Raw genomic sequence first — 24,190 nt, 5'->3', positions numbered from 1 at the left:
TAAGGGTTTCTGACCAGGGGTTTCCCAGGATGCGAGAAGGTGCGCGCGACCCGGGGGGCGGGTCGCGCGCACCGGCGTCGGCGCCCGTGGTGCGCGCGACCGCCTAGTGTTGACGGGTGAGTGTCGTCGCCGAGCTGCGCGCGCTGCTGCGGCTGCGCGGATTCCGCAGGCTGTTCGCCGTCCGTCTCGTCTCCCAGGCCGGGGACGGCATGTTCCAGGTGGGGCTGGCGTCGCTGCTCTTTTTCTCGCCGGAGTCGCAGGGCACGGCGGCCGCCATCGCGGGCGCGTTCGCCGTGATGCTGGCGCCGTTCACGATCGTGGGGCCGTTCGCGGGCGTGTTCCTCGACCGCTGGCAGCGCCGTCAGGTCCTCGCGTGGGGCAACGCGGTGCGGGTCGTCATCACGCTGGGCATGGCGGTCCTCATGCTCTCGGGCGGCGTGAGCGGATGGATCTACGCCCTCGGTCTCGCGGCCCTGTCGGTGAACCGCTTCCTCCTCGCGGGCCTGTCAGCGGGTCTGCCCCGGGTCGTCGACGGCCCGCTGCTCCTCACCGCGAACTCGCTCACGCCCACGCTCGGCGCGGGTGCGGCGTTCCTCGGGGGCGGGATCGGCCTCCTGCTCGGGCTCGCGTTCGAGCCGGGCCGGGTCAAGGACTCGTCCGCGCTGGTCTGCGCCGCGCTCGTGTTCGGGGTCGCGTCGCTCCTGGCGCTGCGCCTCGGGCGCACGCAGCTCGGTCCGGAGCACCCGGCCGAGGCGGCGATCCGGTCGGAGATCGCACGCGTGGCGCGCGGGCTGGCAGACGGCGCCCGGTACCTGGTCGCACGGCGCACCCCGGGGCAGGCGCTGCTCGCGATGGCGACGCACCGCTTCCTCTACGGGGTCGTCTTCATCGCGTCGATCCTCATCTCACGGAACCTCCTCGACCCGGCGAGCCAGACGGCCGGCATGGCGACGTTCGCGATCGTCGTCGGGCTCACGGGCCTCGGTGGCGCGGGCGCGATGGTGCTCACGCCGACGCTCTCCCGCTACACGGGGCCGCAGGCGTGGATCGCGATCATGCTGCTGCTCGCCGCGGCGAGCCAGCTCCTGCTCGTGACCGCGCCGGAGCGCGCGGTCGTGTACACGGGCGCGGCGCTGCTCGGTCTCGCCGCGCAGGGCACCAAGATCGCGGTGGACACGATCGTCCAGCGCGACACCGACGACGCGTTCCGCGGCCGGGCCTTCGCCTTCTACGACGTCCTGTACAACGCGGCGTTCGTGGGCGCCGCCGCCCTGGCCGCGTTCACGCTGCCCGACACGGGCTGGTCGCGCGGCGTGTTCGTCGGCCTCGCGGTGGCGTACGCGCTCGCCGCCCTGGTGATGTGGACCCGCGGCGCGCGCACGCCCACCGTGGTGGGGTCCGCCGTCGTGCCGGACGACGGGCCGTCGGCCCGGGAGGACACCTCGCCCGACGACGGCTCGGCGACCGACGGCGGTGTCCCGGCCGGGCGGCAGGGCGCCTGACCGGGCGCACCCGCGTCCTCCGGACTCGCCCGGACTGGCCCGGACTCGCCGGACTCAGTCGAGCCCGGCGGCGAACGCCCGGAGGTCGTCGACGACGAGCTGCGGCTCCTCGAGCGCCGCGAAGTGTCCGCCCCGCGGCATCGTCGTGAACCGCCGGACGTCGAAGAAGCGCTCCGCGTACTCGCGCGGCGGCTGCGAGATGTCGCGCGGGAAGACCGCGACCGCCGTCGGCACCTCGATGCGCGCCGACCAGCCGGCCCCGTCACTCTCCCCGCCCGACCACTCGGCGTCGCCCGCCCCGTCGTCCTCTCCGCCCGACCACGCGGCGTCGCCCGTCTCGTCGCCCCAGTCACCGTCGAGCCCTTCGTTGTAGAGGCGCATCGACGAGCGGATGGAGTTGCCGAGCCAGTAGAGCATCACGTTGGTGAGCAGGTCGTCGTCCGACGGCAGGGAGTCGGAGAGGTACCCGAAGTGGTCGACGAGCCACGCGGCGAGGCCGACGGGCGAGTCGCTCAGGCCGTAGGACAGCGTGAGCGGGCGCGACGACTGGATCCCGACGTATCCGCCGTGCGTCTCGCCCCACGCGTCGACGGCGGCGAACATCGCGCGCTCCGCCTCGCTCGCCGACTCCCGGTCGACGAGGAACAGGTTGGGGAACGGGACGTCGGTGAGGTGGAGACCGACGACACGGTCGGGGTGGGCGCGCGCCACCTCCTGCGCGACGACGCCGCCCCAGTCGCCCCCGTGCACGAGGTAGCGCTCGTAGCCGAGACCTTCCACGAGGCGCGCGACCGCCTCGGCGCTCTGGCGCCCGCTCACCGTCCCCGCCTCGGGCTGCTCGGAGAAGTCGAAGCCCGGCAGGGACGGGACGACGACGTCGAACACGGGCTCGTCCGGGCCGGTCGCGGGGTCACGACCCGTGAGCCGGTCGATCACGTGCGCGAACCGGTGGAACGAGTCCGCCCAGCCGTGCAGCAGCAGGATCGCCGGGGCACCCGGGCGCACCGCACGCTCGTGGATCGCGTGGAGGTCGCGGCCGTCGACCGTGGTCACGACGTGGTGGAAGCGGTTGAGGCGCTCCTCCTGCGCGCGCCAGTCGTAGCCGTCGAGCCAGTGCGCGACGAGACGACGCATCGTCGACAGCTCGGTGCCGCGCTCCCAGCCGCGCTCCTGGAGCTCGGAGGGCCAGCGGGTGCGGGCGAGCCGTTCGTGCAGGTCGTCGAGCTCTGCCTGCGGGGCGTCGATCGTGAAGGGTCGGAACTCCATGAGGGCCTCCTGTTCCTGGGCGGTGGGTGCGGCCCGGACGCTACGCGCGGTAGCGGTCAGCTCCCGTCCTCCACTCGCGGCTCGCTGCGACCCTCTCTCGCACGTCGAACCGGGGCGGAGATCTGCTGTCGGCAGCATCGATGAGTCGGGGGTGGAAAAGGGGTCGTCACGGACGGCGGGAATATCGCAGGATGGTGGATGGTCGTACAGGGTACGGATCGTCGTGGCAGCGCCGCGCCGACTCACCCGGGTCACCCACGCTCGCGCCGTGGCCCGCCGACCGAGAACCGACACCGTCGTCGCGTGCCCCGCACGCGACCCCGTGCTGCCCCCACGCAGCCTGCCCTGCCCCGACCGGGTCCGAACCACGGCCCGGGCCGCCCCCGACGCGAGCGGAGACACCCCGTGACAGCCTCCCCCATCCACGACACCTCGGCCCCCGTCGACCGTCTGCCCCGCGCGGACCTCCTCGTCATCGCGCTGCTGCTCGGCTCTGCGTTCGTCGTGATCCTCAACGAGACCACCATGAGCGTGGCGCTCGCGCCGCTCATGGAGGACCTCGGCATCACGGCGAGCACCGGGCAGTGGCTCACGACGGCCTTCATGCTCACGATGGCCGTCGTCATCCCGGCGACCGGGTTCCTGCTGCAGCGGCTCGGGACGCGCGGGGCCTACCTGCTCGCGATGTCGCTGTTCAGTGCAGGCACCCTGCTCGCCGCGCTCTCCCCCGGCTTCGCGTGGCTGCTGACCGGCCGCGTGGTGCAGGCGTCCGGCACGGCGATCATGATGCCGCTCCTCATGACGACGATCATGACGCTCGTCCCGCCGTCGATCCGCGGCAAGGTCATGGGCAACATCTCGATCGTCATGGCCGCCGCCCCGGCGCTCGGCCCGTCGCTCTCCGGTCTCATCCTCAACTCGCTGAGCTGGCGGTGGGTGTTCGGGATCGTGCTCCCGATCGCCCTCGTCGCGCTCGTCCTGGGGTTCCTGTACATCCGGGACGTCGCCGACCGTACGCACTCGCGCCTCGACCCGTTCTCGCTCGTGCTCGCCGCGTTCGCGTTCGGCGGCCTGGTCTACGGGTTGTCGAGCATCGGCGAGGCCGCACGCCACACGCCCGTCGTGCCGCCGGTCGTGCCCGTCGCGTTCGGTGTGCTCGCGCTCGGCGCGTTCGTGTGGCGCCAGCTCGTCCTCCAGCGCGAGGACCGGGCGCTGCTCGACCTGCGCGTCTTCACGCACCGCGGGTTCAGCGTGCCGCTCGGCATCATGGCCGTCGGCATGGTCGCGATGTTCGGCTCCCTCATCCTCCTGCCGCTGTTCCTGCAGGACGCGATGGGTCTGGAGCCGCTCGCGACCGGCCTCATCGTGCTGCCCGGTGGGCTCCTCATGGGTCTGCTCGGCCCGACCGTCGGCCGGCTCTACGACCGGGTCGGTCCGCGCCCGCTCGTCATCCCCGGCGTGAGCGTCGTCGCCGTCGCGCTCGCGGCGTTCACGACCATCCACGCGGACTCGTCGCCGTGGTTCGTCCTCGCGCTGCACGTCACGCTGAGCCTGGGCCTGGCGTTCATGTTCACGCCGCTGTTCACGACCGCGCTCTCGGCGCTCGAGCCGCACCAGTACTCGCACGGCTCCGCGTCGATCGGCACCGCGCAGCAGCTCGCAGGCGCCGCCGGCACGGCGATGTTCGTCGCCGTCATGACGACCCGCTCCATCGCCTACGGCGAGGCGGGCGCGTCGCCGCAGTCCGCGCTCGCCGAGGGCGTCGGCGACGCGTTCGTCTGGGGCACCGCGGTCATGCTCGTCGCCGTCGGCCTCTCGTTCCTCCTGCGCAAGTCCCCGGCCCAGGCGCCGGGCCACGACCACGGCCCCACCGAGCCGGACGTCGCCCCCCCGAGCGCAGCCCGCGCGAAGGAAGACGTGGTCTTCGCCGACGACGAGGTCTGACTCGGGCGCGGGAGGTCGAGCCGAGCACGACCTCCCGCGCCGTCGAGGACGACATGGGTGCCGCTGTCCACGCGACAGCGGCACCCATGTCGTTCGCGGCGGACGAGCGCATCACGTCGGGGAGCCATGGTTCTACCTCGGCGGGCGGGGGCCGTGCCTCGGCACGACCACCCCGGAGGTCTCGACCGGACCGACACCGGGCGCATCCCGCTCAGGAGGCCGACGACTCCGGCTGCTCCGACCACCAGGCCAGGAGCTCCGAGCGCGCCGTCTCCTCGTCGACCGGTCCGCGGTCGAGACGGCGCTCGAGCAGGTGCTTGTACGCCTTCCCGACGACAGGGCCCGGCCGGATCCCGAGGATCGCCATGATCTGCTGGCCGTCGAGGTCCGGACGGACCGCGTCGAGCTCCTCCTTCGCCTGGAGGTCGGCGATCCGGCGCTCGAGGTCGTCGTACGACTCGCGCAGGCGCTGGGCCTTGCGCCGGTTGCGCGTGGTGCAGTCGGCGCGCGTCAGGCGGTGCAGGCGCTCCAGCAGCGGCCCGGCGTCGGTCACGTACCGGCGCACCGCCGAGTCGGTCCAGGCGCCGTCGCCGTAGCCGTGGAACCGCAGGTGCAGCTCGACCAGGCGCGCGACGTCCTTGACCACCTGCTTGTCGTACCGCAACGCCTTGAGACGCTTGGCGACCATCTTCGCGCCGACCACCTCGTGGTGGTGGAAGCTCACGCCTCCCCCGTCCTCGAAGCGCCGCGTCGGCGGCTTGCCGACGTCGTGCAGCAGCGCGGCGAGGCGGAGCACGAGGTCGGGGGCCGGGACCGCGCCGTCGGGCCCGGTCTCCTGCGCGATCGCCTGGTCGAGCACCGTGAGCGAGTGCTCGTACACGTCCTTGTGCCGGTGGTGCTCGTCGATCTCGAGCTTGAGCGCCGGCAGCTCCGGCAGCACGTGGTCCGCGAGGCCCGTGTCCACGAGCACCTCGAGCCCGCGACGCGGTGCCGCCGCGCAGAGCAGCTTCGAGAGCTCGTCCCGCACGCGCTCCGCGGACACGATCTCGATGCGGTCGGTCATGAGGACGAGCGCGGCGAGCGTCCCGCCGTCGACGACGAACTCGAGCTGGGCCGCGAACCGCGCGGCACGCATCATGCGCAGCGGGTCGTCGTCGAACGACCGCTCGGGCGCGATCGGGGTGCGCAGCACGCGGCGCGCGAGGTCGCCGAGGCCGTCGAACGGGTCGACGAACGTCATGTCGGGCACGCGCACGGCCATCGCGTTGACCGTGAAGTCACGGCGCGACAGGTCGCCCTCGAGCGAGTCGCCGAACGCCACGACGGGCTTGCGGGACGTCGGGTCGTAGGCGTCCGTGCGGTACGTCGTCACCTCGACGACGAGGTCGTCCCCCGGGGCGCCGCGCCCGAAGCGCTTCGCGCCGATCGTGCCGAACTCCTTGCCGATGTCCCAGTGCGCGTCGCCCCAGCGCGCGAGGATCGCCTCGGTCTCGTCGGGGGACGCCGACGTCGCGAAGTCGAGGTCGTTGCTCGCCCGGCCGAGGAACGCGTCGCGGACCGGGCCTCCGACGAGCGCGAGCTCGTGGCCGGCGGCGCGGAACGCCTCGCCGAGCTCGATCGCCGCGGGCGCCATCTCGGTGAGCACCGCGAGGGCGCGGCGCTGCAGCTCGAGCGACGGCGGCGTCGACGGGGTGGCGGGCTCGGGTGTCGAAGGCTGGGGCACGACACCCAAGCCTGCCAGATCCCGTCCCCGCGCCGGGGAGCCGGTCCCCGGGGAGCGTACGCGCACTCGGTAAAGTTGGGACATGTCCACCCCTGCGCACGCCGACGAGCCCCGGAGGGATCCGGCGGGCGGGCGTGGCAGCGGTCGCGGACGCCCCGCCCCGGTCCCCGCTCCGCCCGGAGGGCACGCCCTGCGCATCGACCCCCGGGCCCGCCCCGCCCCGGCGCCGGCGCCGCTCCCCGTGGTCGACGAGGTCTCCGCAGGCGGGCTCGTCATCACGGTCGCGGACGGGCGTCCGTCCGCGGCGATCATCGCGCGGCGCAACCGGGGCGGCCGCCTCGAGTGGTGCCTGCCCAAGGGCCACCTCGAGGGCGAGGAGACCCCGGAGCAGGCAGCCGTCCGCGAGATCGCCGAGGAGACCGGCATCCGGGGTGCGGTCCAGGAGCCGCTCGGGGTCATCGACTACTGGTTCACCGGCGACGACCGTCGCGTGCACAAGGTCGTCCACCACTTCCTGCTGCGCGCGACAGGCGGTCACCTCACGGTCGAGGGCGACCCCGACGGCGAGGCGGAGGACGTCGCGTGGATCCCCGTCGTCGATCTCACGGACCGGCTCGCCTACCCCAACGAGCGGCGCATCGCCGCCGTCGCGCAGAGCGTCCTCGAGGGCCGGCCGGCGCGGTTCCACGGTGTCGTCGAGAGTAGGGTGACCCGGACGATCGTCCGCCCGCCCGACCGTCCGCACGACGGCCGGGGCGGGCCGGAACCGCCCGCCCCACGGAGCTCGACCGACCACTCATGACGCCCTCCCCCCACAGCGGCGCGCGCCCGTGCGCCGTGCCGCCGGCCCGGCTCCTCGTCGTCCTGACCCTCCTGCTCGCCGTGACGTTCGCGCTCGTGCTGGGCGGGGTGCCGACGGCCCGGCCCGCCGCCGCCGACACGGCGGAGTCCGAGGAGGCCGTCGTGCTGGAGGTGACCTCCCTCGGGCCGGAGGCACTGGGCCCCGGCGACACCCTCTCGGTCTCGGCCCGCGTGACGAACGGGACGGCGGGGACGCTCGAGTCGCCGTCCGTCGCCCTGGGGATCGACGGTCGCGCGCTGAGCACGCGCTCCGCCCTCGAGAGCTGGGCCACGACGCCGCTCGACGGACGCGTCGGCGTCCGCGTCGCGACCGAGGACCTCGGGCAGCCCCTCGCGCCCGGCGCGAGCACGGAGGTCACGTTCACGGTGCCCGTCGCGGAGCTCAACCTCAACGCGTCGAGCGACTGGGGGCCGCGCGGGCTCTCGGTCACGGTGTCCGACGGCGGGTCGCGCCAGGCCGTGCAGCGCACCTTCGTGCTGTGGGCGCCGTCGGGCGAGGTGACGCCGGTCCGCCTCAGCGTCGTCGCCGCCCTGACAGGCCCTGCCGTGGACCCCGACCCCGTCGCCTACGACGACGCCCTCTCGGCCGCCGTCGGTGCGGACGGGCGGCTCGGCCGGGTGCTCGCGGCGACCGGAGGCACGACCGACGTGGGGTGGGTCGCCGACCCCGCGCTCCTCGCCGCTGCGGCGGGCGCGGCCGACCCTGCCGTGAACGCGTGGGCCGAGGAGGTCGCGACGGTGTCCGCCGGTCGGTCGACCTTCGCGCTGCACGCCTACGACCCGGACGTCGCGGCCTTCGCGCACGCGGGCCTCGCGCTGCCCGCGGGGACGCCGCTCCCGTCCGGCCCCGGGACGTCGGACGAGGCCGTCACCGGCGGTTCGACCTCCGGGGGCGCACCTTCCGGGAGCACGGCGCCCGAGGACACGGACGGGCAGGACGCTGCGGGCGTTCAGGGCACCGCAGACGACCAGGACTCCGCCGGGTCCGGCGCCGGGACGGTGGACGAGACGTCGGCGTCCGCGCTGACCGCGGGGTGGCGCACCGATCTCGCGTGGCCGGCCGACGCCGTCCCCGACCTCTCCACGACGACGCTCGCGGCGGCGTCCGGCGCGACCGCGACGATCGTCGGACCGGGCGGGCTCGTCCCCGACGGTTCGCTGACGTACACGCCGTCCGGCGTCGCCCAGGTCACGACGACCGCCGGCCCCGTCACGGCGCTCGTGGCCGACCCGGTGCTCACCGCGCTGCTCTCGGCCGGCGACGGGTCGGGCGTGACCGCGACGCAGCGGCTCCTCGCCGAGACCGCCGTGATCGCCCGCGAACGGCCCGCCGAGCAGCGTCACGTGCTCGTCGCGCTGCCCCGGACCTGGGGGCCGGACCCCGCGCGGTTCACCGCCCGCCTCGACGCGCTGCGTGCGGCCGCCTGGGTCGACCTCGCCCCGGTGGAGGACCTGCTGGCGGTCGCGCCGCCCGCCGTCGACCGCACCCCCCTGCCGGACGACGCTCCCGGTGCGGGCGAGATCTCCGCGACCCAGCTCCGGAGCCTCGACCGGTCCCGCACGGACCTCGCCGCGTTCGCGACCGTCGCCGCAGATCCCGCGACGATCACGCGTCCCCTCGAGCCGGCCTTCGTGACCCCGACGGCGGTCGCGTTCCGGGCGTCCGAGCCGTCGCGCGTGCTCGCGGTGCAGGCCGCCGAGCAGCGGTCCGCGAACGTCCGGGGAAGCCTCTCCGTCGAGACGCGCGCCCCGTTCCTCTTCATCGCCGAGGAGGAGGACCTCCCGGTGCGCGTCCGCAGCACCCTCGAGCAGGACGCGACCGTGCAGGTCGTGCTGCGCCCCGACGACCCGCGGCTGCGGGCCCCCGAGCGCAGGACGGTGACGATCCCGGCGGCGACCCGGGACGCGGACGGTGACCTCGTACCCACCGAGACGAGCGTCGCCGTCCCGGTCGAGGGCTTCGGGAGCGGCAACGTGACCGTCGAGGTCGAGCTCGTCAGCGCGGCGCAGCCGCAGGTCCGGGTGGCCGAGCCCGAGGAGTTCGTCGTGCGCGTCCGCGCGGACTGGGAGTCGGTCGGCACGGTCGTCGTCGCCGTGCTCCTCGGGATCGCGCTCCTCGCCGGGATCTGGCGCACCGTGCGTCGCGGCCGGTCGCCCCGTCGCGTGGCGGGCGCCACGCTCGACCAGCCCGCGCCGCAGGGGCCCGGGCCGGACGGTTCGGCGACGGCCGACGCCTCCCGGTCCCGGGACGAGGAGCGTGTCGAGTGAGCCCGGACCAGCCGCGGCACGTCCGGCGCACCGGTGCAGGTCGGGGCCCCCGTCCCGGGACGACGCGCGACGTCGTACCGTCCGAGGGCGCCCTCCCGGGCGACCCCGCGGCGACGGGCACCCCGGACGAGGCGGCGGAGGCCGGGACCACGGAGCCGCCCGCGGCCCGCTCGGGCGGGCTGGGCCGCTCGTCGGCGCTCATGGCGTCGGGCACGTTCGTCTCGCGCGGGCTCGGGCTCGTCCGCAACGTCCTCCTCGTCGCGGCCATCGGGACGACGGGCCTCGTCGCCGACGCGTTCGACGTCGCGAACAAGATTCCCAACGTCCTGTTCGCGATCCTCGCGGGCGGCGTCCTCAACGCGGTGCTCGTGCCGCAGATCGTCCGCGCCTACCGCGCGCGCAACACGCAGGAGCGGCTCGACAAGCTGCTCACCCTGTCGGGCGTCATCCTGCTCGCGCTGTCGGCGCTGCTCACGGCCGGGTCGAGCATCCTCGTCGCGCTGTACACCGGGCCGGGGTGGACCGCACCGCAGACCTCCCTCGCCGTCGCGTTCGCCTTCTGGTGCACGCCACAGCTCTTCTTCTACGGGCTGTACACGCTGCTCGGGCAGGTGCTCAACGCGCGCGGCCAGTTCGGGCCGTTCATGTGGGCGCCGGTGCTCAACAACGTGGTGTCCATCGCGGGGTTCGCGGCCTTCATCGCGATCTACGGCCCCGCGGTGTCGGGGAACGTCGACGACCTCACGCAGTGGGACGGGCCCAAGATCGCGCTGCTCGCGGGCACCGCGACGCTCGGGGTCGCGGCGCAGGCGCTCATCCTCGTGGTCCCGCTGTGGCGCGCGGGCTTCCGCTGGCACCTGCGGTTCGGCCTGCACGGGATCGGGCTGCGGTCCGCGGGCCAGGTGGCGCTGTGGACGTTCGCGGCGGTCCTCCTCGAGCAGGTGGGCGTGCTCTTCACGACCCGTTTCGCGAGCGAGGCACCCCGCGCCGCCCTCGCCCAGACCTTCGGGCCCTACCGCGACGACCCCGGGTCGCTCGGAGCCGTCACAGGCCTCGTCACCGGAGCGCCCGACGCGTTCTCCGGCGCCCTCGCCGTGGCCGGCAACGCGGCGTACACGCAGGCCCTCATGATCTACCTGCTGCCGCACTCGCTCGTCACGGTGTCGATCGCGACGGCGCTCTTCACGGGCATGAGCGCCGCCGCCCACGCGGGGGACCTCGCGCGCGTGCGGCACGACCTCTCGCGCGGCGTGCGCACCGTCGGCGTGTTCACGGTGTTCGCCACCGCCGTGCTCGTCGTGCTCGCGCTCCCCGTCACGAAGCTCCTCGTCCCGTCCGTGGACCCCGCGTCGGGGGCCGCCGTCGCGGACGTGCTGCGCGCGATGGCGCTAGGACTCGTGCCCCTCGGGGGCATGGTCCTCATGAAGTGGGTCTACTACGCGTTCGAGGACGGTCGGACGGTCTTCTGGATCCAGGTCCCGGGCACGCTCGTCCTGGTCGGTGTCTCCTGGCTCGCGACCACGGTGCTCGACCCCGCGCTCTGGGTGGTGGGGATCGGCCTCGCGATGAGCCTGTCCAACCTCGTGGCGGTCGCGCTGCGCACCGTCGGCCTGCGCAGGACGCTCCACGGGCTCGACGGCGCCCGGATCCTGCGGATGCACGTGAAGGCCGTCCTCGCGGCCGCCGTGAGCGCCGTCGCGGGGTGGGGCGTGCTGCGCGCCTTCGTCCTCGTCACGGGCGACCCGCCCGACGGGATCTACGGGCTCTCGTGGTGGCAGGCAGTCGTCGTCGTGACGCTCGCCGGCACCGTGATGACCCTCGTCTACGCGGGCGGTCTGAAGCTCATGCGGGTGCGCGAGCTCGACCAGCTCGCAGGCCCGCTCGTGAGCCGCGTGCGCCGGCTCGTCCGGCGATGAGCGCACCGGGCGGCGCTCCCAGGGATCGGGTGAAATCGGGGCATTCGGTGCCCGCGTACCATGGTGTGTCGACCACGAGTCCCACGGAGGAGGTCCGGTGAACGGCGTGGCCCCAGGAACGCTGCTCGTCGCGCGCTACCGGCTTGACGAGCAGCTCCCGTCCGACCTGTCGGACGTCACCGCATGGTCGGCGCACGACCAGATCCTCGACCGACCGGTAAGGATTTCGGTCGTCTCCGGTGAGCACGTCGCCGAGGCGCTCGACTCCGCCCGCCGCGCCGCGCTCGTCGTCGACCCCCGCCTCACGCGCGTCCTCGACGTCGGGGCCGAGGACGGCGTCGCGTACGTCGTGACGGAGCGGTACACGGGCGTCACGCTGAGCGAGGTCGTCGCCGGCGGGATCGTCGACCCCCAGCAGGCGCGCGCCATCGTCGGCGAGGCCGCGGCCGCGCTCGAGGTCGCCCGACGGCGCGGGGTCCACCACCTCGCGCTGCGCCCCGACGCCGTCCGGGTCGACGGCAGCCGCGTGCTCGTCACCGGCCTCGGCCTCGACGCCGGGGTCGCGGGCCACGACCAGCACGACGCCGACCGGACCTCGCGCGCCGACGCCGTCGGTCTCGTCGCCCTCCTCTACTACGCCATGACCGCACGGTGGGCGGGGCCGTCCCTGGACGTCCCCTGGATCGCGAGCGACGCGATCCACCCCCTCCCCGCGCAGCGCGCGGGCGACACCGTCCAGCCCCTGTCAGCGGTCCGGCCCGACGTCCCCGCCGAGCTCGACACGCTCTGCGCGCAGACCTTCACCGGCGCCCAGGGCACGGCGCAGGAGTGGACCGACGCCGCGGACGCCGCGGACGGGCCACGCTCCCCGGCCGACGTCGTGAGCGCCGTCGAGCCGTGGGGCGAGGTCTCCGTCGTCGCGGCGCTGCCCACGTTCGTCCAGCCCGCGACGGCCGGGGTGAGCCGCCAGTCCGTGCGCTCGGCGTTCGACGGGTCGACGAGCGCGCCCCCCGGGACGCCCCCGCCCGCACCCCCGGTGCGGCGTCCGACGACGGGCCGCATCCACCGCGTCGGAGCGGTGCCCGGCTCGGCCGGTCCCGGCGCGGCCTACGCCATGGACCCCGCCTCCGGGGCCACGGCCGTCGTCCCCCCGACCGCCGGTCCGGCGACCGGCGCGTACGCGGTCCCTCCGCCCCCTGCGGCCTACGACGCCGGCGCGACCGCCCAGTACGCGACCGCCGCTCCCCCGCCCGGCCCCCCGACGACGGCGGAGACCCCCCAGGGCTGGAGCGAGCCCGCGCCCCGCCGCGGACCTCGCCGCTTCAACGCCACCCCCATCGTCCTCGTGCTGGTGCTCGGCCTCGTGGTCTGGGGCGTCGTCTGGGCCGTGAACACCGCGTTCGACGGCTTCGGCCCCGCGCTCCAGGCGGGCGAGCAGACCACGAGCGACGGCTCGACCGCGCCGAGCGAGGGCGACGGCAGCGGCGACGCGGACGGCGGCGAGGAGGAGGCCCCACCGGCCGACGTCCGCCCCGTCATCGCGTCGGGCGCCGCACTCGACCCCGAGGGGGACGCCGCCGGCAACAACGCCGGGGAGCACCCCGAGCTCGTCGGGCTCGCCTACGACCAGCAGCCGGACACGACCTGGATCTCGCGGCGGTACAACGCGGCCGACTTCGCCGGTCTGCGGTCCGGGATCGGCTTCGCGGTCACGCTCGAGCAGAAGGCACCGGTCTCCTCGATCGTGCTCGACACGGCCGTCACCGGCGGCAACGTCGAGATCCGGGCCACGAGCCCGAGCACGCCGACCGATGGTGAGGTGCTCGCGTCCGGACCGCTCGCCCCGGGCGTGGAGTTCACGTTCGACCAGCCGGTGGAGGCCGAGTCGATCGTCCTGTGGTTCACGGAGCTCCCGCAGAACCCGGCGGGCGAGTACCGCGCGGAGATCAACGAGATCCTCGTCTCCTGACGCTGACCCGCCCGGGAGCGTCGGTGCTCTGCTGCCTCCCGGGCGCGGCGCGACAACGCGCCGGACGCGATGGATGGGCGGGGGCGGGCCCCGGTGCGTGCACCGGGGTCGGTGGATCGGGGCGCGAGCCGCGCGCCCCGTCAGGCGAGGGTCACCATCCCCCGTACCGTGGAACAGAAGTCGCCCCGGCGGCGTTCACACTCTCGCGTGGTCGGCCACCACGCACCGAGCATCCGAGGAGCAGCACGTGACCGAGCAGTCAGCCGTCCAGAACCTGATCGTCGTCGGGTCGGGTCCCGCGGGGTACACCGCGGCGATCTACGCCGCGCGCGCGGGCCTGGCCCCGCTCGTTCTCGCAGGCTCGGTCACCGCCGGCGGTGCCCTGATGAACACGACCGACGTGGAGAACTTTCCGGGCTTCCCCGACGGGATCATGGGCCCCGACCTCATGGAGAACATGCGCAAGCAGGCCGAGCGGTTCGGCGCGCGCATCGAGTGGGACGACGCCACGCTGCTCGACCTCGAAGGGCCCGTGAAGACCGTCGTGACGGGCAACGGCGAGACCTACCGCGCGCGTGCGGTCATCCTCGCGACCGGGTCCGCCTACCGCGAGCTCGGCCTGGACGACGAGAAGCGCCTGTCCGGCCGCGGTGTCTCCTGGTGCGCGACGTGCGACGGGTTCTTCTTCCGCGACCAGCACATCGCCGTCGTCGGCGGTGGCGACTCCGCGATGGAGGAGGCCACGTTCCTCACCCGGTTCGCCGAGAAGGTCACCCTGGTGCACCGTCGCGACGAGCTGCGCGCCTCCAAGATCATGGCCGACCGCGCGCTGAACGACCCGAAGATCGACTTCGCCTGGAACAGCGAGGTCGCCGGGATCGGCGGCGAGAACAAGGTCGAGGGCGTGACTCTGCGCGACACCGTGACCGGTGAGGAGCGCGAGCTGCCCGCGACCGGCCTGTTCGTCGCGATCGGTCACGAACCGCGCACCGAGCTCGTCAAGGGCCAGATCGACCTGGACGACGAGGGCTACATCCAGGTCGTCGGACGCACCACCGCGACCAACCTCGACGGCGTGTTCGCGTGCGGCGACGCGGTCGACCACACCTACCGCCAGGCCATCACCGCGGCCGGCTCCGGGTGCGCGGCAGCGCTCGACGCGCAGCGCTACCTCACCGAGCTCGCCGACGCCGCCGGCCTGGAGGACCTCGCCGGCACCCCGCAGACCCCCAACCCCGACGAGCTGCCCGAAGCGCTCGCCGAGCTCCAGGCCTGATCCCCGCCCCTCACCCACCCGGCGAACCGGGCTCTCCCGATCCCGGTCCACCCCGGCGGTGCACACCGACCGCCCCCGTCCCGCAGGAGGTCTCCATGCCGACCGTCCCGGTCACCGACGACACCTTCCGTGCCGAGGTCCTCGAGTCCGAGGTCCCCGTCCTGGTCGACTTCTGGGCCACCTGGTGCGGCCCGTGCCGCCAGGTCGCGCCGATCCTCGAGGAGCTGGCCGAGGAGTACGACGGCAAGATCAAGATCGCCAAGCTCGACACCGACGCGAACCCCGAGACGACCGGCGCCTACGGCATCGTGTCGATCCCGACGCTCAACGTGTACGTCGGCGGGGAGCTGCAGAAGTCGATCATCGGCGCACGCCCCAAGCGCGCGCTCACGGAGGAGATCGACGCCGTCCTCGGCACCACGGTCTGAGACCGCTCGGGCGGTCCACCCGCCCGAACCCACGACACCGCTTCGCCGGAGGGCGGGCCACCCTGCGCGGTGGTCCGCCCTCCGGCGTCTTCACGGGATCCCCCGAACCCCGTGCGAGACTGGGGTGCGTGACTGGACCGACGACTCCCCCGCAGCAGCCCGCCCCCGGCGGCACCCGGCTCGACCCCTGGTTCGGTGCCTACGCGGAGCGAGCGCACGGGATGCGCGCGTCGGAGATCCGCGCGCTGTTCGCCGTCGCGAACCGTCCGGAGGTCGTCTCGCTCGCGGGCGGCATGCCCTACCTCGAGGGCCTTCCCCTCGACCAGATCGCCGACACCATGCAGCGGCTCGTCGCGACCCGAGGTGCGACGGCGCTCCAGTACGGGTCGGGCCAGGGCGACGAGACGCTCCGCGAGAAGATCCTCGACGTCGTCCGGCTCGAAGGTATCGAGTGCCACCCCGACGACGTGGTCGTGACGACGGGATCCCAGCAGGCCCTGGACCTCGTGACCAGGATCTTCGTCGACCCGGGCGACGTCGTCGTGGCCGAGGCGCCCAGCTATGTCGGTGCCCTGGGGGTGTTCCGGTCGTACCAGGCCGACGTCGTCCACGTGCCGCTCGACGAGCACGGCCTCGTCCCTGAGGCGCTCGAGGAGACGCTCGGACACCTCGCCGCCGAGGGACGTCGCGTCAAGCTGCTCTACACCGTGCCGAACTTCCACAACCCGGCCGGGGTGACCCTGACCGCGGAGCGTCGGCCGCGGATCCTGGAGATCGCTCAGCGGTACGGGGTGCTCGTCATCGAGGACAACCCGTACGGGCTCCTCGGGTTCGACGGTCAGACCCTCCCCGCTCTTCGCTCGCTCGACGACGAGGGCGTCCTCTACCTCGGGTCGTTCTCGAAGACGTTCGCGCCGGGCTACCGGGTGGGGTGGGTCGTCGCCCCGCACGCCGTCCGCGAGAAGCTGGTGCTGGCGAGCGAGTCAGCGATCCTGTGCCCGTCCAACGCCTCCCAGCTAGCCATCGCGGCCTACCTGGAGACGTGCGACTGGAAGGGACAGATCAAGCAGTTCCGCGAGCTCTACCGGGAGCGGCGCGACGCGATGATCGGTGCCCTCGCGGAGCACCTCCCCTCCGCACGATGGACGGTGCCGGACGGCGGCTTCTACACCTGGGTCCAGCTCCCCGACGGCCTCGACGCACGCTCCATGCTGCCGCGGGCAGTCACCGCACGGGTCGCCTACGTCCCGGGCACCGCGTTCTACGCGGACGGAACGGGATCGAGCCACGTCAGGCTGTCCTACTGCTTCCCCACCCCGGAGCGCATCCGCGAGGGGGTGCGACGCCTCGCCGGCGTCGTCAACGCCGAGCAGGAGCTCGTCGAGATCTTCGGGACGAACGCGGAGCTCGACCCCGACGTCACGGACGTCGAGAACCCCTCGCCCAACCTGGCCTGAAGCACCTCACCCCTTCCCCGAGCCCTGCCCGACCGGCGGCGCCCGGCACCGAACAGGAGTCCGTCAGCACAGTGGACACGACCACGGGAAACCCGACGGCGACCGGGCGGGACACCACCTCGCCTACCGGTCAGCAGCGCCCTGACCAGCCCTTCCACCTTCTGGGGCCGGACGACGTGGCTCCCCCGGGAGGGCATGTCGCGATCCTCGCGGGAGGCCTCTCGCACGAGCGCGACGTCTCTCTGCGGTCGGGGCGTCGGGTGGCCGAGAGCCTCCGGGCAGCGGGCCTCGAGGTGACCGTCCACGACGTCGACGCCGACCTCCTGCCCTTCCTCGACTCCGCCCGCCCGGACGTCGTGTGGCCCCTCCTCCACGGTGCGAGCGGCGAGGACGGTTCCGTCCGCGACGTGCTCGAGCTCGTCGGTGTGCCGTACGTCGGCACAGGGCCTCGCGAGAGCCGTGCCGCCTGGAGCAAGCCCGTCGCCAAGAGTGTCGCGCTCGGGGCCGGGCTCTGCACACCCGAGTACGTGACACTCCCCCAGAGCCTGTTCCGCGAGCTTGGCGCGCAACCGGTCCTGGACGCGGTGGTCAGCAGGCTCGGACTCCCCCTCGTCGTCAAGCCGACCCACGGCGGGTCCGCACTCGGGGTAACGCTCGTCGAGCGGGCGGACCAGCTCCCCCGCGCGATGGTCGACTGCTTCGCGTACGGCGACGTCGCCCTCATCGAGCGCGCCGTCCGAGGGGTCGAGCTCGCCGTGAGCGTGGTGGACCTGGGCCGAGGCCCCGAGTCCCTCCCCCCGGTCGAGATCGTCACCTCAGGCCCGTACGACTTCGACGCGCGATACAACCCGGGACGCACCGAGTACTTCGCTCCGGCGCGCCTCGACGACGACGTGCTCCAGGTCGTGCGCGAGGTTGCCGTGCGTGCGCACGTCGCACTCGGCCTCCGCGACCTGTCGAGGACCGACGTCATCCTCGATCCGGACGGTGTCGTCCACTTCCTCGAGGTGAACGTGGCGCCAGGAATGACCGAGACCTCCCTGCTCCCGCAGGCTGCACGCGCCGCCGGCCTCGACCTCGCCGCGCTCTACCGTTCGCTCGTCGTCCGGCACGTTCGGCGCTGACGTCGGGGACGACGTTTCACGTGGAACGTCGTTCTACGACGCGTCGTCTGATCCTCTCCACGGCGTTCCGTCACGAGACGTCCTCGCACCTGACCCGCCCGGCTCGCGATCTGTCGAGACGTCCCCACATGCTCGGTGGCGGGCGTGCGTCGGTTCACGGATGCTTCTACCCGCTCGCACCACGGGTAGGTCTGGGCGCGGCGCCGCTCGATGCGCTGGTGGCCTCGCAGGCACGGAGTCCGTGTTTCACGTGAAACGTGCGCGCAGCTCGCGGACAGTGGCGAGGAGTTCGTGCTTGTGGACTCGGAGTCGGGAGACCCGATCGGGTTCACGTTGAGTGGCCCATGACCCGCAGGACATGGCGCTGGGGATGGATTTCTGTCCGGTCCGCCGCGTTGTGCTGCCAGACGTCGCGCTGGGCAGGTTCGCAATGATGGCCTCCACCAGGCCCGCGCGCATCGCTCTTCACGATCTCCACGCCAGCCAAGCCGCGGGCGACCAGGTCGGCGAAGAACTCGTTCGACGCCGCCCCGGTCTCGCTGGTGGCGACGCGCATGGTCAGGACCTCGCCGTGCCCGTCCCCGTTCTCGCCCGTAGCGACCAGGACCACGGCGTTGATCACCCGGCCGGTCTCACGGACCTTCCTGGTCAGAGCCTCGTCGGTCGCGAACGTAGACGGTCCTTCCGACTCCAGTGGACGGTAGCGAAGGACCTCGACCTGCTCGTCTCGGCCGCTATGCGCGAGGCCTGCTACATGCTCAGCGATTCGATGCCGAGCGCCGTACCCAGCTTGTCTACACGGCGGGTCCAGACGCCTGGCGAGGTTGCAGGTTGCAGTCCGCGACGACCGTGATCAGCGCCGTCTCAGCCCGCGTCCTGCGCTCGAGGAGCCGGGCGGGTAGGACGTCCCGGTTCGCAGCCTCGGGACCGAAACATCGGTCGTGCCGGCCGGGTATCCAAGTCCTGGTGGCGGAATCGGTTGCACGGAGCTGTGTGCGTCGCCGTACGCGGGCCCATTCGACACCGACGACCGCTGCCGCATCCGCAGCGAGGAGCGAGGAGCGAGCAACGAGGAGCGAGCAACGAAGAGGAGAATCGAGCAGCGAGCAGCGCGTTGATCACGGTCCGCGACAAGTCACGCATGAGATCGGGCGAGGCCTCGGTGAGAGCCTCGCCTAGCGGGCAGGCAGGTCGACAAGGTGGGTTGCGGACATCGCGATTCTCTGTTCGAGAGCGCTGCGAAGGGTTCGCTCGCATCATGACGCAGTGGCCGCTTCAGGTGCCCCCCGGCGTGCTCCGCCGCGTCACCGCCGCCACGTCTCGCCGACGAAGTTCCCGGCGAACGCGCTGCACCCCTCTGCGAGCCTCATCTGATGCGCACATAACCCTCCCCCGTCCCTTGGGCGATGTTGCTGCGTGCGGTGCGCCCGGCTCGTGGCAGAGTCCCCACGCACAGCCCCTTCCGCGCCATGCTTCGCTTCCGCGCGTGTCTGCGATGCTTCGACGGTCTGCGCCGCCGCAACCTCACCCAGCCAGCGGCAACGCGCTACGCTCCTCGTCCGTCACGGCTCGCGTGACCAGTCGCTGCCATGGCCGTCGGTACCTGCGTCCTTGGCGCTCACCAGGTCGGCAGGCCACCGCGCCGTCGCGCGGGCAAGGCTCCGAAGGTTCGATCGCCTTGCACCCAGTGACAGCGCACACGGAGTTCTCGCTGCCGGGAACGGGTGTCGAGGTCTCCTTGCCGTATCGACCCTCGTGCTTCCATCAACTCGGCGAACCCTCCGTTCCGCGCGCACGACGCGAGGAACGTGACGGAGCCCCCGACACCGACTCGGGAGCTGTCACTTCTCGGGGAGGGAGTGGGGTGGTCGCGCGCGCAATCCGTAGCGGCACCTGGTCCGGCGACGGACGTTGGGTCAGGGCGGCGGTGCTGGAGGAGTGTTTCACGTGAAGCAGGAGCGCTGGTGACTCGCGTGAAGGAGAGACCTGCGGACGATCCGTGTTTCACGTGAAACAGGAGCGCTGGCCACTCGCGTGAAGGAGAGACCCGCGGACGATCCGTGTTTCACGTGAAACAGAGCACTCAGCGCTCCCAGCGCAGAGGACGACGGTGGGTGGTCCACACGGCCGGAGGCGACGACGGGCGAGGTCGCTCCCGGCTCCGTACTGTGCCGAGAGTGACCCCGCCCGCTGTTGATCCGTCACGTGCTCCGCGGAGCGCGCGCTAGTTGCGCAAGAGGCCCGGATCGTCCGGAACCATGACGTCGAGGATCCTGTTGAGATCCTCGACCGAGGCAAACTCGACCGTGAGGCGGCCCTTATTCTTCCCGAGGTCCACCTTGACCCGAGTCTCGAAGCGATCAGAGAGCCGGTGCGCGAGCTCGTCGATGGCCGCCGAGCGCTGACCGGCCCGCGGAGCCCGCGGCGCCCGCCGCTCCCCGTCGAGTCCGCCCATCGCGACGATCTCCTCGGTCGCCCGCACAGAGAGACCTTCCGCCACGATCCGCTGCGCGAGGCGCTCGATCTCGGCGCCGTCGGTCAGTCCGAGGAGAGCGCGTGCGTGTCCTGCCGACAGCACTCCCGCAGCGACACGACGCTGCACCAGGGGAGGCAGGCGCAGGAGCCGCAGCGTGTTGGAGATCTGCGGGCGGCTCCGAGAGATGCGATCGGCAAGCTCCTCGTGCGTGCACCCGAAGTCGTCGAGGAGCTGGCGGTAGGCAGCAGCCTCCTCAAGCGGGTTCAGAGCGCTGCGGTGCAGGTTCTCCAGAAGTGCATCGCGGAGGAGATCGCCATCGTCGGTCTCACGGACGATCGCCGGGATCACATCGAGGCCGGCGGCCTGGGTCGCGCGCCAGCGCCGCTCACCCATGATCAGCTCGTACTGGCCCTCGCTCCCCGTGACCGGGCGCACCACCACGGGCTGCAGCACGCCGATCTCCCGAATCGAGCCGACGAGTTCGTCGAGCTCGCCTTCGTCGAAGACGCTGCGCGGCTGGCGCGGGTTCGGTCGAATCGAGGCTGTCGGCAGTTCGGCGAAGCGCGCGCCCGGGACGGGAACGAGATCGTCTCCGGGCTGCCCGGTCCAGTCAGCGGAGACCGCCTGTGTCGTGGTCGAGTCCGCGGATGGTGCGGTCGAGTCTTCGCTGGCCCCACTCGTCGGTCCGGTCGGTGCGACACCTCGTCTCAGCTCCGACTGCGCAGGGATGGCGGCCTCGCCGACCGTTTCACGTGAAACCTCGAGCTCGCGCGGCTCCGAGAAGCTCGAGTCCTCGCTGCTCGCCGACCCACCTTCGACCTCGCGCGAGGGAGCACCTCTGTCGAGGACGATTGCGTCGTCCCAGGACTCTGAAGAACCCGCGGGTGCGTCAAGACCATCGTGATCCGCGGGTGCGATCGAGGTCAGGGTCCCGATGTTCGACGGCCCTGCATCGTCGTCCGCGACGAGGGTGGTCACCCCGACGCGCTCCCCCTCCGCACCGGTCGCGACAGTCGGCGACGCCAGACTCGTCGACGGACCTACCTGCGCCTCTTCGCGCCCCCCGTCCTCGGGAGCGGGGCTCGGGAAGAACACGTCGACCGGGCGCTTTCCCTCAGAGCTTGTGGGGATCAGTGCACCCAGGCCTCGACCGAGTCCCCGACGCTTCTCGCTCATCGCTGCTCCTCCTGCCGCATGCCGGGACCACCGATGGTGCCGGCGAACTCATGATCGGTGCGCACCGCGTTCGACCCCGTCGGTGCGCCCTGCGCTGCCGGAGTGGGTACGTTCTGCGGGAGATTCTCGAGGTCGTGATCGTGGGAACGGTTCGCGGAGCGCTGCGTCACCTCACGGGCAGCCTCTAGGTACGCGAGTGCGCCGGTCGAGCCAGGATCGTAGGTCATCACCGTCTGGCCGTGACTGGGCGCTTCCGAGATGCGCACCGACCTCGGGACGGTCGTCCGCAGCGTCTGGTCCGGGAAGTGCTCGCGCACCTCAGCGGCCACCTGCTGCGCGAGGTTGGTCCGTCCGTCGTACATCGTCAGGAGAATCGTCGAGACATGAAGGCCAGGGTTCAGGTGCGACTTGATGAGCTCGATCGTCTTGAGGAGCTGGCTCAGGCCTTCCAGTGCGTAGTACTCGCACTGGATCGGAATCAGGACCTCGCGACCCACGACGAACGCGTTGACCGTGAGAAGCCCCAGGCTCGGCGGGCAGTCCACGAGGACGTAGTCGATGGGTTCCAGTCCGTCCCGTTCTCGGGAATCCAGGTATTCGTCCAACGCGCGACGGAGGCGTGTTTCACGTGAAACCAAGGAGACGAGCTCGATCTCCGCGCCAGACAAGTCGATGGTTGCCGGAACGCACCAAAGCGTCGGGATGTCGGGACACTGCTGAACCGCAGTCGCCAGCGGGTCGCCGTCGACCAGGACCTCATACACGGACGGCGTACCTGCTCGGTGCTCCACCCCGAGGGCGGTCGAGGCGTTGCCTTGCGGATCGTTGTCGATGACCAGGACGTTCAACCCTGACATGGCCAGGCCAGCGGCGAGGTTGACGGTGGTCGTCGTCTTGCCGACGCCGCCCTTCTGATTCGCCACCGTGATGATGCGGGTCGATGCTGGACGCGGAAAGCGCCGCCCCTGAAGGTCGATCCGACGGCGCGCGTCCTCGGCAAGCTGGGCGGCGAGCGGGGTCGACTCGTCGGTCTCCGGCAGGCTCGCCATCAGCGCAGCGCGGCGGTCGTCCTCGACACCGAAACTCGGCATCCCTCCCCCACCCTGCGAGAGCGGGACTGCGGTCGCCCGATCCTGAGCGTTCGAGGGATCGACAGGACTCTCCGTCACGCGTCTCATCCTTTCCGTCGTCAGTTCCAGCATGCGCTACACCGCGACCCAGGCGTGGGACGTCAGGCTCTCGGCGCTCGGTGTCGCCAGGGGGCCGCTAGCGCAAACGCGGCCGCCGAGTCAGCGTGACCCAGTCTGCCGCACGATGCGCACCACAGTCGTGGTCTCCACACCAGGAATCGTCGCCGCGTCGACGATCTCGGGCTCGGCGCCCCTGAGACGCCGCAAGGCCTTCCGCGCAGGCTCGATCTCTCGCGCGACGTTGCGGCCCTTGAGGACGATCATCTCGCCGCCCGGGCGCACCAGCGGAAGTGACAGGCGGACCAGCTTGTCGAGTGCCGCGACGGCACGAGAAGTGACCGCGTCGCACTCGAACGCCCCGTGGTACTCCTCGGCGCGGCCGCGCTTGATCTCGATGTTCGACAGCGCAAGGTCGGACGCGATCTCGGCGAGCCACGCACACCGCCGTTCCATCGGTTCCACGAGGTACACCGTCGCGTCGGGTCGCATCGCCGCGACGACCACGCCCGGCAGCCCAGCCCCGGACCCGATGTCAGCGATCAGACCTCGCTCCGGCAGGAACGGGACGACCGCTGCTGAGTTCAGGATGTGCCGGTCCCAGATGCGCGGTACTTCGCGGGGCCCGATGAGTCCGCGAAGCTCACCCTCCTCGCGCAGGCGGTCCGCGAACTGCGCGATCGTCGGATACGACGCCCCGAAGTACTCGGCCAAGGCCTCCTTCGGGATCTCCGGTTCCGCGTTGCCGTCCGCCGCGTCGTGCATCTGCTGGTCTTCCTCCTCGTCACGGGACACGTCACATCGTTTCACGTGAAACCGAGGACGGCGTGACCGATCCACCGGCGACCGCCGTATCGGGCGATCGGCCGCCAGCAACGTCCCCGTGTCGCACTACTGATTGTCGGCAGGCCGGCGGAGGCGAAAGCGATACGCGAGCCGGCCAGCGGTCGCGGCTTCCGGTTCCGGGACACCTGGAGATCGTGGTGTGCGGTCGTGAAGAGACCACGAGGCCTCCGAACGACACTCGCCCCGTGTTTCACGTGAAACACGGGGCGAGTGGAGAGTCAGCAGGTCTGCCGTCAGTCGGTGGGGTAGATCACCACGAAGCGCTGGGGTTCGACTCCTTCCGAGTCACTCCGCAGCCCAGCCGCCGCGACGGCGTCGTGCACGACCTTCCGCTCGAAGGCATTGAGCGGATCGAGCGACACCTTGGCACCCGAGTCACGAACGCGCGCGATCGCGTCCTCCGCCAGCGCGGTGAGCTCGCGACGACGGTCAGCCCGGAACCCCGCGACGTCCAGCATCAGCCGACTCCGCTCCCCCGTCCGCGCCTGGACCGCGAGGCGGGTGAGCTCCTGGAGCGCGTCCAGGACGTCGCCGTCGTCGCCCACGAGCGGACGCAGCGCCGCGGGATCGTCGGCCACGATCTCGACCGCCGCACGGTCGTGCTCGACGTCGATGTCGATGTCCCCGTCGAGGTCGGCGATGTCGAGCAGCTCCTCGAGGTAGTCCGCCGCGATCTCACCCTCCTCCTCCAGGCTGGTGCTCTCGCGCGTCGACTCGTCGGTGGCGGCCTCTTCGGGCGCAGGGGTCTCGGTAGGCGTCATGACGGTGCTC

Annotated in this window: 16 protein-coding genes and 1 pseudogene; 10 read left to right on the top strand and 7 right to left on the bottom strand. The window is 72.3% G+C overall.

The annotated features are described in order from the left end of the window. The first annotated feature begins 116 nt into the window (after nt 1–116). A complete protein-coding gene (locus FIC82_RS02285) occupies nt 117–1,502 on the top strand; it encodes an MFS transporter (RefSeq protein WP_253691354.1) in 1,386 nt (461 codons plus the stop codon). Between the two features lie 54 nt (nt 1,503–1,556). Here the strand turns inward: FIC82_RS02285 and FIC82_RS02280 are convergent, their stop codons facing one another. Continuing rightward, nucleotides 1,557–2,768 carry an epoxide hydrolase family protein gene (locus tag FIC82_RS02280; protein ID WP_154797400.1) on the bottom strand — a complete coding sequence of 404 codons (1,212 nt, stop codon included), beginning with the start codon at nt 2,766–2,768 and terminating at the stop codon, nt 1,557–1,559. Between the two features lie 405 nt (nt 2,769–3,173). Between FIC82_RS02280 and FIC82_RS02275 the strand changes: the two genes are divergently transcribed. Continuing rightward, entirely contained in the window at nt 3,174–4,712 is a 1,539-nt protein-coding gene (locus tag FIC82_RS02275; protein WP_253691352.1) for an MDR family MFS transporter, read from the top strand. Between the two features lie 211 nt (nt 4,713–4,923). Here FIC82_RS02275 and FIC82_RS02270 read toward each other — a convergent pair whose 3' ends face one another. Then, nucleotides 4,924–6,435, bottom strand: a complete 1,512-nt coding sequence (locus FIC82_RS02270; protein ID WP_256390406.1) for a CCA tRNA nucleotidyltransferase — start codon at nt 6,433–6,435, stop codon at nt 4,924–4,926. 82 nt (nt 6,436–6,517) lie between these two features. Here FIC82_RS02270 and FIC82_RS02265 point away from each other — a divergent pair. The 8 genes and pseudogenes from FIC82_RS02265 to FIC82_RS02230 form a co-directional block, all read left to right on the top strand. After that, nucleotides 6,518–7,105, top strand: a pseudogene (locus FIC82_RS02265) (NUDIX hydrolase); the annotation flags it as partial. 128 nt (nt 7,106–7,233) lie between these two features. Continuing rightward, entirely contained in the window at nt 7,234–9,564 is a 2,331-nt protein-coding gene (locus FIC82_RS02260; RefSeq protein ID WP_154797396.1) for a DUF6049 family protein, read from the top strand. Next, on the top strand, nt 9,561–11,480 hold the full coding sequence (murJ, locus tag FIC82_RS02255) for a murein biosynthesis integral membrane protein MurJ (RefSeq protein ID WP_336240253.1): 1,920 nt from the start codon (nt 9,561–9,563) through the stop codon (nt 11,478–11,480). The genes FIC82_RS02260 and murJ overlap by 4 nt, the downstream gene beginning before the upstream one ends. A gap of 106 nt (nt 11,481–11,586) precedes the next feature. After that, on the top strand, nt 11,587–13,449 hold the full coding sequence (locus FIC82_RS02250; RefSeq protein ID WP_168731417.1) for a protein kinase family protein: 1,863 nt from the start codon (nt 11,587–11,589) through the stop codon (nt 13,447–13,449). Between the two features lie 247 nt (nt 13,450–13,696). Next, complete coding sequence (gene trxB, locus FIC82_RS02245) at nt 13,697–14,725, top strand: thioredoxin-disulfide reductase (RefSeq protein ID WP_168731416.1); 1,029 nt, start codon at nt 13,697–13,699, stop codon at nt 14,723–14,725. Nucleotides 14,726–14,820: 95 nt separating this feature from the next. Beyond that, nucleotides 14,821–15,153: a thioredoxin gene (gene trxA, locus FIC82_RS02240; RefSeq protein WP_154797394.1), complete on the top strand. Its 333-nt coding sequence runs from the start codon at nt 14,821–14,823 to the stop codon at nt 15,151–15,153. Nucleotides 15,154–15,281: 128 nt separating this feature from the next. Beyond that, a complete protein-coding gene (locus FIC82_RS02235; RefSeq protein WP_336240251.1) occupies nt 15,282–16,610 on the top strand; it encodes an aminotransferase-like domain-containing protein in 1,329 nt (442 codons plus the stop codon). A 176-nt stretch (nt 16,611–16,786) separates the two neighbouring features. Next, on the top strand, nt 16,787–17,734 hold the full coding sequence (locus FIC82_RS02230) for a D-alanine--D-alanine ligase family protein (RefSeq protein ID WP_168731415.1): 948 nt from the start codon (nt 16,787–16,789) through the stop codon (nt 17,732–17,734). A gap of 328 nt (nt 17,735–18,062) precedes the next feature. Here the strand turns inward: FIC82_RS02230 and FIC82_RS02225 are convergent, their stop codons facing one another. The 5 genes from FIC82_RS02225 to FIC82_RS02205 form a co-directional block, all read right to left on the bottom strand. Further along, the gene (locus FIC82_RS02225) at nt 18,063–18,428 is read right to left on the bottom strand and encodes a transposase (protein ID WP_253691722.1); all 366 of its coding nucleotides are present in this window, start codon (nt 18,426–18,428) and stop codon (nt 18,063–18,065) included. A gap of 1,530 nt (nt 18,429–19,958) precedes the next feature. Beyond that, nucleotides 19,959–21,386, bottom strand: a complete 1,428-nt coding sequence (locus FIC82_RS02220) for a ParB/RepB/Spo0J family partition protein (RefSeq protein ID WP_154797392.1) — start codon at nt 21,384–21,386, stop codon at nt 19,959–19,961. After that, nucleotides 21,383–22,555 (bottom strand): AAA family ATPase, encoded by a 1,173-nt coding sequence (locus tag FIC82_RS02215; RefSeq protein WP_269808400.1) that lies wholly within the window; start codon nt 22,553–22,555, stop codon nt 21,383–21,385. Before FIC82_RS02215 ends, FIC82_RS02220 begins: the two co-directional genes overlap by 4 nt. A 120-nt stretch (nt 22,556–22,675) precedes the next feature. Then, nucleotides 22,676–23,368: a 16S rRNA (guanine(527)-N(7))-methyltransferase RsmG gene (gene rsmG / locus FIC82_RS02210; RefSeq protein ID WP_253691349.1), complete on the bottom strand. Its 693-nt coding sequence runs from the start codon at nt 23,366–23,368 to the stop codon at nt 22,676–22,678. Between the two features lie 284 nt (nt 23,369–23,652). Continuing rightward, entirely contained in the window at nt 23,653–24,180 is a 528-nt protein-coding gene (locus tag FIC82_RS02205) for a Jag family protein (protein WP_154797391.1), read from the bottom strand. Nucleotides 24,181–24,190 lie beyond the last annotated feature (10 nt).

Source organism: Cellulosimicrobium protaetiae (genome assembly GCF_009708005.2).
Lineage (GTDB): Bacteria > Actinomycetota > Actinomycetes > Actinomycetales > Cellulomonadaceae > Cellulosimicrobium > Cellulosimicrobium protaetiae.
The sequence above is the reverse complement of the archived record's forward strand: the minus strand, read 5'-3'. Positions and strand labels throughout refer to the sequence as shown.

Excerpts from the sequence above, each read along its gene's own strand:
- FIC82_RS02280 (WP_154797400.1), bottom strand. The coding sequence starts at position 2,768 with ATGGAGTTCCGACCCTTCACGATCGACGCCCCGCAGGCAGAGCTCGAC.
- FIC82_RS02205 (WP_154797391.1), bottom strand. The coding sequence starts at position 24,180 with ATGACGCCTACCGAGACCCCTGCGCCCGAAGAGGCCGCCACCGACGAG.
- trxA (WP_154797394.1), top strand. The coding sequence starts at position 14,821 with ATGCCGACCGTCCCGGTCACCGACGACACCTTCCGTGCCGAGGTCCTC.
- FIC82_RS02220 (WP_154797392.1), bottom strand. The coding sequence starts at position 21,386 with ATGAGCGAGAAGCGTCGGGGACTCGGTCGAGGCCTGGGTGCACTGATC.
- FIC82_RS02260 (WP_154797396.1), top strand. The coding sequence starts at position 7,234 with ATGACGCCCTCCCCCCACAGCGGCGCGCGCCCGTGCGCCGTGCCGCCG.